This is a genomic window from Providencia sp. PROV032 (assembly GCF_028484875.1).
Taxonomy (GTDB): Bacteria; Pseudomonadota; Gammaproteobacteria; order Enterobacterales; family Enterobacteriaceae; genus Providencia; species Providencia rettgeri_E.
In genome coordinates this window covers 14299-34311 of sequence record NZ_JAMPSX010000030.1, presented here as the reverse complement: position 1 = coordinate 34311, position 20013 = coordinate 14299, and the positions used below count along the sequence as shown (strand labels likewise).

The following is a 20013-nucleotide window of genomic DNA, read 5'->3' as shown; positions in this document are numbered from 1 at the left end:
ATTACGATTAACAGTATCTTGCACACTGGTAATATTTAAATCACCCCCCACATCAATATCCGCAGTATTACTGTTTATATTGGCTCCAGTTAATGATAAATCACCACCAGTCTTAATCGTGACGTTATCCCCTGTAATATTGCTATTTGTATAAGATGTTCCTGACTCTTTAGATGAACTTTTCTGTTCACTCGCATCGATAGAAACACCAACTCCTCCTCCCGTCAGTCCAACCGATGCTCCAGCACTTAAACCAACAGATAAAGAATTTGAAGATGAAGACTCTGTGTATTCAGTTTTCGCAGAGTTAACAATAAGCTCGCCACCAATATCCATATCAACATTATTACCCGTGATATTAACACCATTTAATTCCGCATCACTTTTGGTGTTAATTTCAATATTATTTCCTTTAATCGTCGTAATATTTTCTTTAGAGGTTGTTGATTGAGTCGTATCAGATGTTTTATCTTTTCCAACACTAACTGAAGTACCCGCAATATCACCAAAAATAACATTTGTGACTTCTCCGGCAACTTCTGCAGTTGTAAGCCCTGCGTTTATTTCTTTACCGCTTTTATCTTGCTCAATTTTGTTACCAATTTTATCATATGCATCAATAACATCTGAATGGGCTTCAGCTTTGACTCCTATGAATGTTTCCTCATGAGTAACCGTTTTACTCGTCGTATCCTCATATTTAGTGGATTTCAGTTCATTCGCTTCTATTTTGATTGAATCACTTTCAAAGTCTCCCCCTCCAATATCCACAGTGTCACCTGCTTTAATCGTAAGGTCATTCCCGAAGTTCAGTGAAGCATTATTGTTCGTCACACTGTTTTCTGTCGTGGTAGTAGTTTCAGTTTTAAACCCTGCTTGAAATCCTCCGGTTTCAGTTGTTGGCGCAGAGCCTGGTCGTTTACTTCCCGCATTCGAAACTTGCGACTCTTTATTATTATGAGTCCCATTTTCAGCTGTTGTATTAGTGCCTTCTGCACTATAGGAATCATACTCTGCAGATTTTCCGAACCCGGACACCTTAGCACCAAGAACGAAACCTGAAGAAGAATCAACTTGTTCTGAATAGCTATAATCTTGGGTAGCCTGAACATCAATATTACCACCTGCATTGATATTCCCAGACTCCCCACTATATTCCCCTCCTTTCATCACAATATCGTTTGAGGCATTAATAGTTAAATTTCCACCAGCCTTAACCGTAGACTCAACACTTTTTGCCTCAGACGTCGTGGTTTCCTTGAGAGTACTTGTCAGTAGTCCTGATGATGTATACTCAGAATCATAACTAGAATCAACATCATAGAGATTATTAAATTTGACATCACCATCTTTGGCTGTTAGCGAAATATCTTTATCTGCTTCAATATCAACAGCATTAACAGTGACATTATTTCCGCTAATATCAATATTGCCTCCGGCAGTTACAGCATCATCATAACGATGTGTCACTTTCTTACCTTGGTCGTTATATCCAGTACTGGCCGTTAAAGTCACATCCCCTTCTTTTGCCTCTACTTTTATATTCTCTCCAGCCTTTAGTGCTGCACCTGAATTATGAATATCACCAGTTTCAGAGACAAGAGATATATTACCACCAGCTACTATCCCACCATTTTGGCCAACCGATGAATTAACAATATTATTCTCCGATTTAATATCAACATTACCGCCACTTTTAATCGAACCATTTACATTGTTAACTTCTGTTGCATCAATTTGCACATCTCCACCAGCAGAAACAATTGCTGATGCGTTAGATGAGTCATTCTTAATTTCCTCTAGTGTTGAAGGAGCTAAATAAATTCTAGGAACTAATACTTGGACACCTTCAACATCTTCTGTTACAAACCAAACAATATCTTTATCAAGGTTGTTAATTTGTTCAGGGGTCAATGGCTCACCAATAACAAATTCATCTGCACCATTCACAGTACCTGCATTGTCCATCAATTGTTTAGTTAAATCAGCACCTTCTACCCCATCACGAGTTAAGAAAAATGCACCGACAGAATCATCAATTTCACGACGGATTACTTCACTAATAAAATAGTTATCTCCAAGAACAATAACGGGTTCAGTAGGTTCATAACCGACTTGTTGAAAGAAATAATCGGAACCATAAAACGCATCCTGATTAATAAACTCAGGACGAGTCTCATACAACACATGTATATTTTCACTTGGATCAGGACTGGGCTGTAGATTCGCATAGCCACCAACTATGTCATTGTTTTTATCAAATAATCCCGGCATCTTTGCCATTTCTTCATAAGTATTTGAAGTTGTGATTCCTGATTGGTTTTCAAGCCTAGAAATATCTTTTTTACTGGTTGTCACATCATAAGAAGAATTATTAACGTTAATCTCCTGATCACCCACTTTCTCTATAACAACATGTTCATTGCTTTGCTTATCAACTGCGAGCTCTTTATCTAATCCATTATTAAAACTGCCATCTACATGTTGCAAATTTCCGCCAGCTGCAATAACACTTTTTTGCTCCGAGACAGCATAAAACTTAAGGTTGGAGTATTCTGGTTTACCTGTTACTGGATCACGTTGATTTAATTTTTGCCAATCATTTTGTAAATCCTCTTTGTTTTTCGCTTTCCAAGATGCGCCAAACAACTGTGACATATGTGCAGAAAATATCGTCTCATCACCAACTTTTTTTGTCGCCTTTAAGTAATTTTCATCGGACTCTGGTGATAAAATAAAGTCAATGAACTCGTGAAGTGTTGAAAACTCTTGCGTTTCTGTATTACTACCAATCGCTGACCAATGATACTTTGCCACTAATGGATCACTTAGTTGCTTATCTAAAATTGAATCATAACCTATAGAAATACTAAGTGCTTCATTCGTCAAATCCCCTCTGATGAACATGTTTCCACCAGATTGAATTGTTCCCCCTTTATTTTCCGTTTTTTGGCCACCTTCATATTTGTTTTGCTTGTTGATATTAAGCTCATTTTTTGCAGAAATAGTTGCTTGATCGTCTATTTCAATAATTCCTACAGGATTTGGAATACTGCCGGAGATATAATAGCTACAAGTAGCAAACCCTCCCCATCCACATGACGGTTGCGTATGTTGCCCATTAATTTGCTGGCTATTACTGTAATCCCACTCACCATCTTTATTATATATAGTTGTTTCATTCTTTAAATATTTAGACTCTATATTTATATTTTTTTCAGAACGTATTTTACCTCCCTTATTTATTACATTTTCTGCTGTAATATTAATATCACTTATAGCAGATACATTTGCTTTTTCATTATTAGAAAATGTTCCATTCTCAGTAATAATATTAACTTCTTTACTAGAGAAAATCAGCGCATTTTTTTCATTGGTGATATCTCCATTCGCTTCCAAATGAACATTATTACCACTTAAAATTCCGCTAGTATTAGTAATACTACCTGTAGCATAGAGCTGAATAGCAGCAGAGGACTCTAAAACCTTATTTACCGTTATTGAGCCTTCACTTTCTAGTTTCATACTTCCATTAGCATCATTGACTTGAAAATAACCGCTATCTTTGTCATAGATAAAATCATTGTTAATTTTGAAATATAAATCATTCGTTGCTATAATATAACCATCGTTATTTGTTATATTTTGATAAATTTCAACATGAATATTACCATCTGACTTTATATTTGATTTATTATTGTGTAGGTTATTGGTTTTTATTACAACATTATTATCGGCATAAATTTCAGAGCCTTCCGTATTTGAGATAGAGTTTGCAGCATTAATCTCCAATTCATTTATCGCATCAATTAAAGCTGTTTTATTATTAACATCCTCTGCTACAATATGCATTGAATTTTGAGCTGAAATATATGCATCCACTCTAAAATTATTATTTGTAGATATATTATCGATTCGTTTAACATTTAGATAAATGTTTCCATCAGAATCAATAAAAGAGTCTTCATTTTTTAAATATAGAATATCATCAGCTTTTATATTACCAGCCTTTATGTGCCCCTCATGTATGTTCAATAAGTCAGAAATGTTACTTAGAATTAAGTCATTACCTGCCAATATGACACCACCATTATTTTTTAATGTATCTACATTGCTAAATTTAATATTATTCTCAGCGGAAACCTCTCCTGAATTAGCTATATTTTTTATATTGTTAAATATAATGTTATTGCTGGCTGCGATCAAACTCCCCGCTAAGTTTGATATAGCATTAATATCCTCTAAGTAAACATTTCCATTCTCAGAAACTATTTTTGCACCTAATTTATTTTCAACCACATCTACATTTGTAAGCACTAAGTTTTGATTAGAATAGATACCGCCATCTTTGGAATTAGCAGAACTGTTTATCAATTTACTTACTTTATTTATTTCTAGATTTCCTCCAGAAACTATGCTTCCATCTTGGTTATTTATTTCTCTAATATCAGTTAATGATAACTGATTTTCCGCATAAATAGCACCACTATTAGTTAACTCACTGACTTTATTTATCTTTAATTTGTCTTTAGAATTGATTTTAGATCCTTGTTCATTGACTAAATCATTGGCATTACTTATTAGGATTGAGTTCCCTTGAATAACAGCATCACTTCCCTTATTTTTAATAGAATTAGTTTCATCAATAACTAATTTTTCATTTGAAATAATAGCTCCGGAGTTTTCTAAAGTGTTGAAATTTAAAATATCTATATCTTCACCTTGCAACCTCCCTTGGTTATTAATGCTGTTCTCTCCCGCGCCTTGCAGAGTAAGCTTATTTCCTGAAATTATTTCGGAACCCTTAAAATTATTAATATTACCCGTAGATGTTATATTCAACTCATTCTTTGCATTAATTTTATTGCTATTATCAATTTCCTTAGAGTTAATATTAAGATTATTACCTGAAGCAATGGTACCTTTATTTATCAGGCGACCATCTTTAGTATTAATGTTAACATTCTGTCCTTGTAAAAGTCCCGAATTATCAATTTCTTTGCTTACTTTGAGGTTCAGCCAACCATTTTTTGCAACTATCTCACCATCATTTTTCATTTCTAAAGAATTAACATTAACTTCTTCAGCTACAATCACACCTGAATTAAATAAATTATTTAACTCTAATGTCACCGAATTTTGAGAAGTTAACATACTCGTATTCTTTAGAGTTTTTGATGTTATATGCAGATTACCAGATGCAGAAAGAACTCCATCATTATTAAAAATATCGGTGATATCAAAAACTAAGCTTCCTGACCTTCCAATAAATACACCATTGTTGTTTGTCAGACTACCAGCTTTAACATTAATATTTCCTGAATCCGCCATAGTTGTGGAAGTAGAGGAAATCATTGCATCTTTTACAATTGTCCCGTTACCATCATATACAACATAATTACCATCTTGAAGATTAATTTTAGCATTAGGAATAACCTCACCTTTACTATTTGTGGCATATAATTGCCCTTCTAAAATATATTCCCCTTTTACATTGATAATGATGCTATCAATTTCAGTTGGATATTTAGAATTTTTAACAAAAATACCTGCGGATTGCTGTAAAAATCTATCTGCTGCTATATCTATTTTTCCTTCTTCAGAAACTAAATCAGCAGCAAGCGTCAACGTTTTTTTAGAGTGAATATCAACATTATTTTTTGCAGAGATTCCACCTAAGCCTGCTTTATTTTTGCTGATAGTGATATTCTCACCGTTAAGTTTAACTGAACTATTTTTAGATTGCAGAGCCGTTAATTTTAAATCACCATCCGCTGTAATATCTAATGAAGACTGAGAAACTATACTTCCTTTATGATGTACCCCCAAACCAGTTTCAGTGCTAATAAGCTCAACTCGATTTCCATAGATAGAACCGAGTTCACTACCATCAATGGCAACAACAGGTTTATTTTCTCCGCTAGCCCCGGTTTTAACATACGTACCTTTTGAGGTGTTATATTTATTACTTCCTGCTAATAATTTAACATCCGCACTTCCTGCTATCTGCCCATCTAGTTTAATTGCACGACTGATAATCTCAAAATTTGACAAACCATCGGTAGAAATACCATTTCCTGTTATATTTACTTGTCCTTTATTGACATTCAGTAAATACTGCCCATCAGATAGTTCAACCTTTCCAGTACTCAATGTGAGATTATTTGCATTTAATGTCTTAGCACCATTAACTTCGATACCATTTTCATTCGCTATAATAAGGTCAGCACTTTTACCAAATACTTCCATTGTGCCATTCAACTGAGTACCTTTAACACCTCCAACCTCGTTTATAATAACATTAGCTTCATTATTTAAATTGTTATTTTTTATAACAAAACCACCCGTCTGGCTCACACCATCGTTTTTACTATTATTAAAAATCACACCATTTTTATCGACATTAAATTCTTGGTATTTATTATGAGAAATACCATTAGAATTTGGGTCTACAATATTAATAGTAGGTGTTCCATTTGCAGATTGATTAACATTAAGATCACCAGCTCCTTCGCCAGGTATAATTGCAGATAATGACTGAATAGGAAATGCGGTTGTAAAAATAGCCAAGTAAACTGGAGATAGCTTAAAGAACTTCTTACTCGCAGAATAAGAAGAAGCTATTGAATTAGATTTATTCAATTTAGATTCCTAATAAAAATTAATTTTGTTTAAAATAAATTATTAAAAATTGACACCGATACGATAGTATATTGCAAGGTTATCAACATCCCTGTTACGTAAGCTTTTCGGCTTTATTAAAGGCCACCCTGCTGACAAAGATGATGAAAAATATTTTTGATTTAATCTAAGGCCTAGAGCCCCTCCTGATATATATTCCCCAGAACATTTATTTACATAGATGCTGCAATTATTTTTAATATAACCAACATCATAACCAAAAAATGGTGTTGCCATAACCCCGCCAAAACCATTAAAATAAAATGGAAATTTTAGAGTATTTGAAATATATCCACCATTATTTCCAGAAATAGACTCTTCCTTAAAACCTCTAACAGAATATTCATCCCCTATGGTGATATTTTGATCGCTAACTAATATATTATTACTGTATTGAAATGATGTATTTAAATCATAGCTAATAGAAAACCTATCAAATTGATAAATATTTTTCGACCAACTAACCAAACCATTCATTTTAACAAAATTAATATCAAAACCTTTTAAATCAGGATCATTAACCCAGGCAGAGCCAAACCAAGGCGTTCCTTTCGTAAAAGATAGATCCCAATAAGTTCCACCATCCCATATTGTTGTAACGTCATTCATCCCAATAGAAATATTACTGTAACGCTTACTACTTACATCAATTATTAAATTCTGTATTCTATTTAGGTTATCTTTAACATCTAAAGCAGTATAAAGTGATAATTTATGCTCACTGTTTCGAAAAACAACATGATTAAATTTAAATGAATAACGTTCTGAATTACCATCGCTTTTATATCCACCAAAGTTTCCACCAATTAATTTCTCATACTCTGAACGATAATAAGATGCATCAAAAGATGAGTAACCAAATGGTATTGAATATGATACTGACCAAGAATTTTGCGTATCTGCCTTTTGTTTTAACTCATTGTAGCCGTAATAAAAACCTAGAATGTCATTAAAGCCAATAAAGTTATTAACGCTAAAGTTCCCACTATACTGATTCCACCCTGACTCCTTTCTTCCTGAGTTATTTAACTTCAAAGAGCCATTAATATAATCATATTCTAGGTTTTCAATATCTAAATTGGAAAATCCAATTTCATCATCTGCTAACACCCTGATCTTTGCTTTATATGATATTCTTAAAAGGTTATCTAAGGTCTGATCGACATCAGATATGTCTAATACTTTACCTTTATAAAAAGGAAATGCACTGTTCACTCTCATCTTTTGAAAAAAAGTAGGATTTTTACCATCAATTAATACATCATTAATTTTTCCCCAGAGAACCATTAACCGAAGCTCTTTTGAGTTTAAATTTCCCTCTTGGAGAGTTAAAAGTGTTGTAGTGTATCCTTTGTCAATATAAAAATCAGTCAAATCACCTATTAATTTTAAAATTTCGGTTTTACCTAACTCTTTACCAGTATAATTTTTGAGTATATTATTTCTTTTTTTTGAGTTAGCAAATACATCATCATTTTCTATCACAATTGATGTGATAAGATACTTAACGTTATCTAATTCTTTTTCTAATTCATAATCTTTTTCTATTATTTTTTTATTATTATTATTAATCTCTCGATTAATCCATTTTTCTTTATTAATATTGTCAATATTTCTTTCACGGATCAGTTTATCTAATTCCCTTGTAGAATCTGACATATTCCCCGCATCCGTATTAGCTAAAGAATAAATTGAATAACCACATAAAAATATTAATAAAAACAATACCACTAATATATATTTATTTTTCATACTAATTGACCGAAAGTGTTATAAACGCATCAGCATTAATAGTTCCGATTGAAAGCTTACTTTTACTTTCAATCTCTATAGCTGCTTTTAAATTAAGTAAATAAGGTATTCCATTTTCTATTTTTATTTGATCTCCAGGCTCAGTACGGGAAACAATAGAATTGTCTTCATTCATAAGCTTAATAGAAACGCCTCCTTTTCCTGCGGTTCCTAAATTCTCCAACTTCCCTGTACTTCCAAATTTCCCTTGATAATAAACACCTACGTATTGCGTCTGGTCACAATAAATTTCCAGTTGAAAGTTTTCCCCTCCCTTATTGAACCGACCACTTTTTAAATCATCAATACTGTAATTTCCAAGATCAACAACCACATCATCTTTCACATAACAAGATTTGGCTTTTGTCTCTATATCTTCATCCAAAACTATACGCATAAAATTAACATCATTATCCCTTCCCCTTATTACTACAGTTGCTATTTCTGTATTTTTTGATATTTTCCCTGTTCTAATTCCACTCATTTTTACAAATTCGACAACCAATTGTTGGCTAACATTACAAGGAGTTTTACATTGCCTATTAAATGGAAAATAATTAGTTGATGAATTTACTGAGCTATCACTTGTTGGCCAATAAATACGTAACCCTAAACCAGGAATTGATGTTTTAATCGTATCTCTATCATATTTTCCAAAATTAACTCTATCCGAATAAACACCTATCAGCTCTAATTCTTGCTGATTATTAGTCGTGCTATTTATTACTTTTGTATTTATTTTATGCTCGCTTTTGGATAAAACTGCCCCCAATGGTTTATCATGGTAATCTATAATTTTATTATCATTTAAATAAATATTTTCTGTATATACACTTGAAAAGCATTTTATAGAAACGAAAAACAACATTAAAAACATTGAAATTTTCATTAGAATCTCTTTTAATAGCAATTTATGTCAATTTGCGATTGTGTTGTAGAAATATCCTTTTTTAAATCATCAGTATTTAATATACATTCATACTTTTCCCCATCTAAACTCCAAACTGCCTTCCAGGGGTTTTCATTAACTTCATTTATATTAGGCTCTGATATAAATACAAAACCACTTTGATCTGTAATGCCTAAGCTATTATTTTTCCCATCTATTATTTTCGTACCAAAAGGAATTTTATATTTATCACTCTTAATTTTAAGTATTTTATCAAATACTTTGTTTACCTTGAACTCAACTAATGGCGATGAGCCTGAAACAGGAATAACCATTAAATTATTATCTTCTATCTCAGCGTTATTTTTGCTTTTTTTAGAATCCAATAGGATATAATTCTTTTTATACGGTGATAAGTTTGGATAAATACCATAGCCATTACCAGCTATTTCTATATTACTATTTGATGATACTTTCATGCCCTCAGCACCAACTGCTTTTATAATCGAATAAGTTTTTCCTATATTTGAGACTCTATTTATTCCACCAGAATGTAAAACAACGGCTCCTTTCATATTACCATATAACATTTTACTATTATTGCTTTGAGAATAGCCTACTGACTTAGTATTATAACCATTATTATTTTCTACTGATAATCCAAATCCAGGAGTTGTATTTGAATTCTTATCAGTCCAAATATTTATAGAACTTGCATTTCGTGTTTTTTCATTTATCGAAGCTGCAACTCTGGTATTATACCCATTAGAACTATTTGAATAACTTGAACTGAGATTAACATTTTTATTTTTAGTATAAATAGGAATACTTGCACTTAAATATAGTGTATTATCAATTTTGTCCATATTGTTTTTATATCTAAAAATTGATATATTGTAGTTTATTCTTTTATATTGATTATTAAAACCAATAGAATAACTATAATTATCCTTATAATTACTACTCCATGGCTGTGAATAGTAACCAGACATAGATATACTACCAAAGCCTTCTGGAAGATTTTTACTTATAGATATATCAGTTAGCTGTTTTTGGCTCGAATTTATAAAAAAGTTTCTGTTATTATCAACTTGTTTCTCTGTAAGAAATTGATCCAATTCCAAATAATTTTCATCTAAATAACGTGACATTGATAATGAAAAATAGATATCCAATGGGTGAATATCATTTTCGTAACTCATTCTTATTTTGTCATTACAAAATACACTACACGATGAATCAAGAGCCCGCTTTACATCACTTTTTGAGCGAGAGTATTCCATTGACATACCACCAATAGATGAATTTATTGTTCCTCCAACCATTGCCTGCATATAATCATTGGGAAAAATAGTTTGTACACCACTGTATATGGTAAGATTATTATTTACTCCATATTTTATAATTCCCTGAGTTAGCCAATAATTCTGTGAATAATTCATATCTAATTCACCAACATCTACGCTATACTCATACTTGCCAGGCCTCAGAAGATTAGAAATAGTAGATACAGGAATTTCCTGTACAGTTCTTTCTCCCTCAACATTCGTTAATATGATATCTAAACTACCATTTCCATAAGTTATTGGTAAATCAGTGATATTATATTCACCAGCAGGTATGTTTTTTTCATAAATAACACGACCATTATACTCAACACTGAGTAAAGAAGGTGTATTAGCTATCCCTCTGATAACTGGTGCAAAACCACTTAGTGATGTTGGCTCCATTCTCTTATCACTAGCCAACTTTGCTCCCCGATATTTAGCCCAACTAAAATATTGACTATCTGTTGTCATCTCCCCGATAGTTAAAGCAGATTTTAAGCTAGCAATTGGATGCTCTGCATATAAATCATTAAATCTATTTTTTGTTGCTTTATTACTTTTTGCTGTTAATACGTTGCTAGTATAAATATGCCATGAAGATAAATTTAAATGTTGATTGAAATACCCCCTATATAAATGCATATTGTTATAATTGCTTTGCCTTATATTGGTATAATTCATATCATATGAAATAGCATAACTATTGACTCCCTTACTCCATTGTTCAGGAGAAATATAGTCCTCTGGCTTTGTCGATATATAAATTTGAGGTATGTTAATACTTAATTTTTCTTCCTCATCATTATATTCCGTATATGCTCCATTTAATAATTCATCTATATAAGTACAATCTAATAACCGCTCTCTTTCTAAGAAAACCATTTCATAATTTAGTTTTAATTTATCTAAATCTTTCTGTGAAAAGCACGGTTTTAATTCACCATTAGCATTTTTAAAATTAATATTTTCCAGGCCAATCTTTTTATGATTAACATAAATATCAACATAGTATCTGCCTGGTTTTTTAACTTCATCTAATATAATGTTTTCATTATGTCCTAAATATGTTAAAAAACTAGTTTTAAACCTGTCATTGGAGCTCTTAGTTTCATTAGCATAGGTAGTTTCATTAGCAAAAAAAATAAACAAAGCTGGTAATATATATTTTTTTATTTTCATATCAGCTCACAATGACCTCTTTTGATATGTAAGCCCCAAGATCATCTATGTAACTATATTTTATATTTATATTTTTTCCATTCGTCTTATTTCTTAATTTAAATCTAGTCTCACTAAATGGAGAAATAAAACTTGAATCCATATTTACAGCATTATCATCAATTAAAACACTCCCTAAATTAACATATATTGGTGACTTATTTGTAGCAACCAAATAGCTATCATTACCACTATTTTCCATTCTCCAAGTTAATTTATCCCCCGCATCTTGCCTATTTATATTGATGTTACTAGGCAAATAAAAAAACTTAATTTTAGTGTGAATGGCAATATTAAGAGAATTCTCTGACTGACTGTTTTCAGGTGGTATATCCAAAAAATTCAACCACAACATAGTTTCTCTATCTTTAGGATATGAGTCTTTAAGCTCACTAGTTCCTATAATTCTTACCACCTTTGATTTTTCAGGTCTTATCTTAAATACAGGTTGTGTAATAATAAATTTCGAATCAGCTATTTTATCATTACTCTCATTTTCAGATAACCAAACGTGGACCAATGCTGTCTTTTTACCTAAATTATTCACCTCAAATGTTTGCTCATTTTCCGATTCATCAAATATAACTCTCGTTGTATTTATTTGAATTGTAGCTAATGACGATAAGGGCATTAGTACGATAAATAAAATAATTAATTTATTCATTTTATCATCCAATATTTATAGATATTAAATTAATGCTAATTAGTGCTGATTTATTTTAATATTTGATTTTTTATTGTAGGCTTCATTTCCTGAAGCCTTATTTTATTATGGGTAAACTACACTATATAAAAGGTTACCTTCGACTGCACCTGGGGCTACATTTTCCTTAATTGAAATATAATTAACAGTAAAATCAAATTGTGTATCTTGATTCTCTACGCGAGTTTTCTTAGGTGAAATATTTTCAGATTTCTTAAAATAAAAATCATTATCGACTTCATCAGTAATAACCAGCTGTACTCCTTTTGCACCGCCATTTCCATCTTCTTTCATATTTCTTAAATAACCCGTAGCTGTATCGATGAATTCAGCATTATTCAAACTTTCGAATTTAATTGCATAGCCTTCTCCAGCAAGACAATTTTCACCTTTTAATCTTATGAAGAATGAAGTGCTACCTGCTCTATCATTAATCTTCCTAAAATCAGCTACATTAGCAACTGGCATATTAACAGTGAAATTATTTTTAGTCGTAGCACCACCTTCTGTATTTCCTCCTTCAATAATACAAGTAGCATCACGAATACTACCTATAAAACTTATTTTTCCATCAGGGACAGCCGCTATACTCATATTAGAAAGGATCCCCCCACTAACAAGTATTGTCGATAATAAAGTTTTACGATTAAATACTGAACTTAGTTTCATAACTTAACTCCAAATTGTTTTCGTTTTGAACATTCAAAAATAATAAAATATGTATGTGCCTATAATTTACAGATCACATAAATATAGTTAACCAATCAGCTTGCGTGCGAAGTATATAAAATGGGATATTATATTAAAATAGTTTATATGTATCATATTATTTCTAAGAATCAAAAAAATAATCAACACAACAGACTGATATTAAACGATAAAAATAAAATCAATAACAACAAGCATAGATTCTGATATTTTTTATTTCTACATGTAAATAGGGAAGGTTCATCATGATACTTATCACTCTCATTTCGACATAAAATTTATTAACTATTTTAGTATGGGAATCAAAATAGATTTCAGTGGTTACCCTCTAGTAAAAACAACCTATTGTTAACAAAATCACATAAGTTATTTAATATGCGTGGAGCGGGTAAAATAGTATTTACTTCGGTTAAATATGTGTTTGTAATATTGAGTGGCTGGTGGAATTGAGATAGTTTAATAGGCGTTAAAAGTATATTAATATACTTTTAAGCTTTTATGATATCGTCTTTATCGAATTAGATATGAAAGGAGATAAGAATATGGCATAAAGCCAAGAAAACAACTCATTCTATTTTTAATAATGAGTTAGCTAGATAAGGATAATCGTCATACAGCTTCCATTTTCAACCATATCTTCTTAAATATAAAGTCACTATTTAATTAACGGTGAATTTCTGTAATTTTAAAAATTCAAAACAATTACTACTTATGAAAGTTGATAATGAGAATAGAGTGTAATCCTCTTGAAATTATTTATAGTAAGAATATTTCTACTTTACTTAATAGATGATAGATAATCATTATAATGTGTTTAAGCAAGCTGATTTAAAAATAGAAATTTCTGTACTCTGTGCTCTCCCCTGCAAAACTATTTCTGTTTAAACCATAAATACAGCACATTCCCATATGGTTCACGGTAAATGTTTATCATTTGTTAGTCTTTATAGCTAGGATAGCTTATTAAATACATTAGTATATACAAATAAAAAGTTACTCTAATACAGTTACTATAGTGAGGATGTATCTATACAGTTTACACTTCCTATATTAATAACACCTTCATTTTCAAGCTCTTCAATCATCTTGTTATATATCTTTTCTTGCTCAGGCTTAATGATATGCTCAATAAATTCGTCTACTGATACATTTAGCACATTTAATATCGTTAAAATGCTTTCAAAATTCATGGATGTAATACCACGTTCATATCTTGAAACTTGCTGCTGACTGACAAATATCAACTTAGCCAATTCCTTTTCTGATAACCCTCTAGATTTCCTCGCACCACGAATGAATAAGCCAATATTTTTATTTAATTTCATATATTCCACCATATTTAACAAATCAAAAAAACAGGCGGCAAATAATAAATAAATACCCTGCATACGTAAACATTCTAAATTTGATGATATATTTTGTTACATTTTTTTTCATTTCCTTTCATTTTATGTTATCGTGAACATTAACTTATCAGTCATACTCATCTAACAGAAACTTAAACCACAGCTAAATAAGATTTAAATTAATATAAATGATTCATGACATTATTGTATTTTCCCTTCCATTTGACATGCTTGGTTTCAAATAAAAACATTTTGAAACATTCGACTGTTATTAATACACGCATAGGGAGTTAAAAAATATTTAACAATAAGAATACAATTTAATTAGATAAATAAGTTAAAATAATCACTTTTAATAGATAAAAAATCCAATACCATCAGCTGTACATTAATGCTTGGTGAGCTAATTAGTAGTCAAATAGAGTTATTCTTCGTATTAAATTAAGCTAGTCCAACTTCTTCAAAATACCCTCTACTTATTGTTCTAAATGCTTTTTATCGCATTAATACAAATGATAACAATGTCAACTTAAAGCAGATTAAATGCAGTAAATATGATTATGATAATTCAATTTTAGTGAGATAATGCCTTTCCATGCCTGTCTCAGGGAAATCAGGCAATGACATTTGTTTCACATACCCTAATTTTTCATAAAATGGCAAGGCTTGAAAACTGAAGGTGTCAACTAAGCTATGAATACAACCTATTTTGATTGCTTCCCGTTCAGCAGCCTTCATCAATTTACTGCCTAACCCCATTTTTCTGGCGTCCTCACTTACCCATAAAAAATCAATACAGAGCCAATTTGCCTTTACAGAAGCCAGTAATCCTCCAAGCATAACACCAGAGTCATTTTTAAAATAAACGCCTAGCTCACCAAAACGTTCTGCATTCAAATATTGGATATTAAAACTACGTAACCCTGCAAGGAGTTCTTCTTTATCTTCAGTGGTGATTTCATGTGCAATAATAATATTCATTCGATGCTCTGTTAATACTCGGCTAATAACGTGTTATTTCAAACATATTTACTTTGATAAGTAAACAGTAAAATAGGAGAGGATTGAATATGCTATTTTAAAATACATCAGTTTCTATAATTTGGGTAATTAAAGCCGTTACAGACAATACCAATGAGGATTTGATCATTTGCTGAAAACGGTGTTTTTGTAATTCAATTAATTGGTTATCGACAAGATCCTCTGGTTGATTGAATCTCATCATTTCTGGTAAAGGTTCCATACAATGAAGCATTTTAATACTGCCTAAAATTTCATCATCGGTGAAATTCAGATCCACGTTTTCTACTGATAACGATCCATTCAAAGCAAGGAATAATTCTATATCCTCATAGGTTTCTCGAGAAATAGCCCCTAATGCAAATAGGAGTTTCAAACGAACTGATAACTCACCTAATGGGCCATTTCCAGTCAAAAGAGGCTCAACTGCATATTTTACTGCATAATCATCCTTTCTAAAAACTTTTAACATTAATTTATCAATAGCTTGTGAGATTAAAATAACAACCTCCTGGACAAATAAATGCACCTCCGGTCGTTGATTTAACCGTTCAAGAACTTGATTTTCAATGTTTTGTTTATTTTCCATATTAGCTTCTTTTATCACTTTATAGCTATATTACTTTATCTCACATAGCAAATAGCCATAAAGTGATTGAACCTCAAAAATTAATCCATTACCCGTAATATTACTTATTATTCAGCATCATTAATTGATATTGAGTACAAATTCTATCAATTATCTCTGGATATTGCTCTAACCCACAAAGCTCAACAACCGCTTGATATATACCTTTGCAAGCAACTAGCTTTGCCATTTCATTTGCTTGAGGATCGGCTTCACATCTGAAATGTAATGCGGCAGCAATTCCTATGATCAGATTTTTATTTGGTAATTGGTATTCTAATGTGCCTAACAACGGCTTAATTAAGCGATCATTAGAACTTAACTTTCTCATAGGCTGCCGCCCTACTCGACTGACATCATCTTTTAAATATGGGTTTGCAAAGCGACTTAGTATTTTATCTATGTATTGATTATGTATTTGTGAATCAAAACCATAACGTTGAATTAAAACTTGTCCGCTTTCTTGCATAGCTGATTTAACAACAGTATAGATCCTCAAATCTCCAATTGCCTCGCTGATTGTCTGGTACCCATATCGCTGCCCTAAATACGCTGTCATTGCATGACCTGTATTTAATGTAAATAATTTACGTTCAACAAATGCCATTAGATTGTTCGTCAATTCCATTCCATCGATAATAGGAATATCACCAACAAATTGTGTTCGGTCAACAATCCACTCACTAAAGGATTCGACAGTAACATCAAGTGGGTCATCATTCGCTGCATCCATCGGAGGAACGATCCGGTCAACTGCTGAGTCTACAAAACCAATATGTTGGTCAACCCATTGATGTAATTCTTCCGGCAAATGAACCAACACATGTTGTTTTAATTGGCTAGTTCCCCTTACCATATTTTCACATGCAATTATATTGAGTGGCTGGTTATTTCCCTGCGATTTTCTATAAATTATGCCTTTAGCTATCGTTGACGCTATTTTTTCAAGTACTTGTGGCCCGACAGCAGTTGTAAGCATATCCGCTGTTGCAATAAACTCTATCGTTTTAGGGTCATTACTATTAACAGCGTGAATGTGTTGGACTTTCTCGATACGATTTTCCTGACCAACAACATGAACATTATAAGATTGCTGATGCGCGAGTTGGTCAATTAATGGCTGATTGACATCAGTAAAAGTTACTTGTGAATTTGCGTCTGCTAATAATTTACCAATAAAACCGCGGCCTATATTTCCTGCACCAAAATGAATGACTTTCATTATTATTCTCCTTATGCTGCACTTTGAGACGCTAAAATTTCGAGTACTTCCTGAACATCTTGGGTTTCACATAAACGCTCAATAACCCCATCTTCATCTAACGCGGAAGTAATTCGTGTGATAACTTCAATGTGCTCATTATTTTGTGCTGCAATACCAATAACTAAGCGGGCAATTTCATCAGGTTCTTCACCAAATTGTACGCCTTCAGGGTATTGGCAAATAACAATGCCGGTTTTTAATACACGATCTTTTGCTTCTATGGTGCCATGAGGAACAGCAATAGATTCACCTAGATAGGTTGAAGTCAGTTTTTCGCGAGCTAACATCGCCTCAATATAGTCAGGCTGAACATAGCCACCCTCAACTAACTTTTGCCCTGCAAATTGAATGGCTTGCGTTTTATTCTGTGCAGATAGGTTTAAATGAATATGCTTTGCACTCAATGTAAATATCGCATCATCATGATCTTCCATTTCATAGGATTCATCATTTGCTGCAATAATCGTTTGTTTAACCAGTCGTCCATCATTTGCTGCTTTAGGATTTTTTTTAGCTATTAAATTGGTGACTAAATCATTATACGTTTGGCTATCTAAGAAGTTTGTTAAAGAAATATGCATTGCATTTGGTGCAAATGACTGTGCCCTTTGTGTTAGGTCTCTATGAGTAATGACAATATCAACGTTATCTGGCAGGTCGTTAATTGCCATATTAGTGACGGTAATATCGATTAACCCTGCATCTCGCACTTTTTTGGCTAATACCCCAGCCCCCATTGCACTTGACCCCATACCTGCATCACAAGCAACAATAATGCTGCGCACTTGAGCTAAATTGATAGAGGTATCTTTATTGATTGAGCTTGTTTCTGATGACTTTGATTGCGTTTTCATATTGCGCATTTTTTTCGTCGCACTTTCGAGCTCATCATCATCGCCAATTCGTGTTCGTTTTAATAAAAGTACTGAAACGATAAAAGAAACAACTGTAGCACTGGTGACTGATAAAATAACGCCAATAAGTGATGATTTAGGGGTCATCAGTAGAACTGCAAATATTGAACCCGGTGATGCTGGGGAGACTAACCCTGCATGAAAAAGGTTCATAACAAACACTCCTGTCATCCCGCCCAGAATAACAGCAAGAATTAACCGAGGGTTCATTAAGACATAGGGGAAATAAATCTCATGAATCCCACCAAAAAAGTGAATAATTGCGGCTCCTGGTGCAGATTGCTTGGCATTACCTTTACCAAAAAACATATAAGCGAGTAAAACGCCCAAACCTGGTCCGGGGTTTGCTTCAATTAAGAAAAAGATGGAGGAACCTGTTTCAGATGCTTGCTGAATACCTAACGGTGAAAAAATACCGTGATTAATAGCATTATTGAGAAATAAGATTTTTGCGGGTTCAACAAAAATAGACGTGAGTGGAAGTAAGTTATTCTCCACCATCACGTTCACACCAGCCGCTAATATTTTGGATAACCCTGCAACAAGAGGACCGATCGCTAAATAAGCCAAAATAGCTAATAACATGCCGATAATGCCGGATGAAAAATTATTCACCAACATTTCAAAACCTGTTTTAACCTTGCCTTCAATCCACAAATCAAAACGTTTTATTGCATATCCGCCTAATGGGCCAGCAATCATTGCCCCCATAAACATCGGCATGTCAGCACCAACAATGACTCCCATTGTTGTTATTGCACCAACTATTCCACCCCGCTCTCCACCGACCAAACGGCCACCGGTATAACCGATTAATAGAGGGAGTAAATAGGTGATCATAGGACCAACAAGTTGAGCTAATGTCTCATTAGGCCACCAGCCCGTTGGGATAAATAACGCGGTAATTAATCCCCAAGCGATGAAAGCACCGATATTAGGCATAACCATATTACTGAGGAAACGCCCAAAATTCTGTACCTTTAATTTGATATTTGATGTTACCATGATAGAACCCCGTGGTACGAGAATGATAAAGTTGTAACGTTATCGCCAAATAACGTCTGTGATTTTTTCAACTCTTTCACTCTAGCATGAGCTTTATCAGATCCGCACCACGTGGGCCTTTATGTGAACAAGATCACTATTACCCCCCGACTTACCCCACCTTTATATTGATGAAGATCACATAAAAATCATGTTACTAAATTACATTGCTCTTTTTTCACACAAAAAAACTATTTTTAGTGATGTTAGTCACAATTTAAAACTCGTTATTTATCTTCAATTAGTGAAGAACATCACAATTTATTTTCTATTTATCTTTTTTATCCTGTGGACTGATATCAATTATCCAACTGTACAAATCACTTTTTATATTTTGTAATAAAATTACTAAACGTACTTTCTTCATTTTTCTTTGCATGCTGCAATAAATCACATTATCGTCTTTCGTAGTCAATGCCTGTTATTGCTATGTGAAAACTTCATTTTCTATTTCATTATTACCACCGTCTTTTTGCGAT

11 protein-coding genes are annotated in these 20013 nt (G+C 32.5%); all 11 read right to left on the bottom strand.

The features are described from left to right. Positions 1-6642 (bottom strand): two-partner secretion domain-containing protein (locus PSF42_RS17335; protein WP_272680423.1); only part of this gene is annotated, 6642 nt, incomplete at its 3' end. A gap of 42 nt (positions 6643-6684) precedes the next feature. Continuing rightward, a complete protein-coding gene (locus PSF42_RS17330; RefSeq protein ID WP_272680422.1) occupies positions 6685-8433 on the bottom strand; it encodes a ShlB/FhaC/HecB family hemolysin secretion/activation protein in 1749 nt (582 codons plus the stop codon). A 1-nt stretch (position 8434) separates the two neighbouring features. Next, complete coding sequence (locus tag PSF42_RS17325) at positions 8435-9361, bottom strand: fimbrial protein (RefSeq protein ID WP_272680421.1); 927 nt, start codon at positions 9359-9361, stop codon at positions 8435-8437. Between the two features lie 11 nt (positions 9362-9372). Continuing rightward, entirely contained in the window at positions 9373-11868 is a 2496-nt protein-coding gene (locus tag PSF42_RS17320; protein WP_272680420.1) for a fimbria/pilus outer membrane usher protein, read from the bottom strand. A gap of 1 nt (position 11869) precedes the next feature. Then, on the bottom strand, positions 11870-12571 hold the full coding sequence (locus PSF42_RS17315) for a fimbrial biogenesis chaperone (RefSeq protein ID WP_272680419.1): 702 nt from the start codon (positions 12569-12571) through the stop codon (positions 11870-11872). A gap of 105 nt (positions 12572-12676) precedes the next feature. Beyond that, positions 12677-13279, bottom strand: a complete 603-nt coding sequence (locus PSF42_RS17310) for a fimbrial protein (protein WP_272680418.1) — start codon at positions 13277-13279, stop codon at positions 12677-12679. A 1049-nt stretch (positions 13280-14328) separates the two neighbouring features. After that, positions 14329-14643, bottom strand: coding sequence for a helix-turn-helix domain-containing protein (locus PSF42_RS17305; RefSeq protein WP_125891370.1), 315 nt, complete (start codon positions 14641-14643; stop codon positions 14329-14331). A gap of 579 nt (positions 14644-15222) precedes the next feature. Continuing rightward, entirely contained in the window at positions 15223-15645 is a 423-nt protein-coding gene (locus tag PSF42_RS17300) for a GNAT family N-acetyltransferase (protein ID WP_125891371.1), read from the bottom strand. Positions 15646-15742: 97 nt separating this feature from the next. Beyond that, positions 15743-16273 (bottom strand): MltR family transcriptional regulator, encoded by a 531-nt coding sequence (locus PSF42_RS17295; RefSeq protein WP_248466692.1) that lies wholly within the window; start codon positions 16271-16273, stop codon positions 15743-15745. Positions 16274-16373: 100 nt separating this feature from the next. Beyond that, the gene (locus PSF42_RS17290) at positions 16374-17534 is read right to left on the bottom strand and encodes a mannitol-1-phosphate 5-dehydrogenase (protein ID WP_125891373.1); all 1161 of its coding nucleotides are present in this window, start codon (positions 17532-17534) and stop codon (positions 16374-16376) included. An 11-nt stretch (positions 17535-17545) separates the two neighbouring features. Then, positions 17546-19495, bottom strand: coding sequence for a PTS mannitol transporter subunit IICBA (locus PSF42_RS17285; protein WP_272680417.1), 1950 nt, complete (start codon positions 19493-19495; stop codon positions 17546-17548). Positions 19496-20013: the final 518 nt, after the last annotated feature.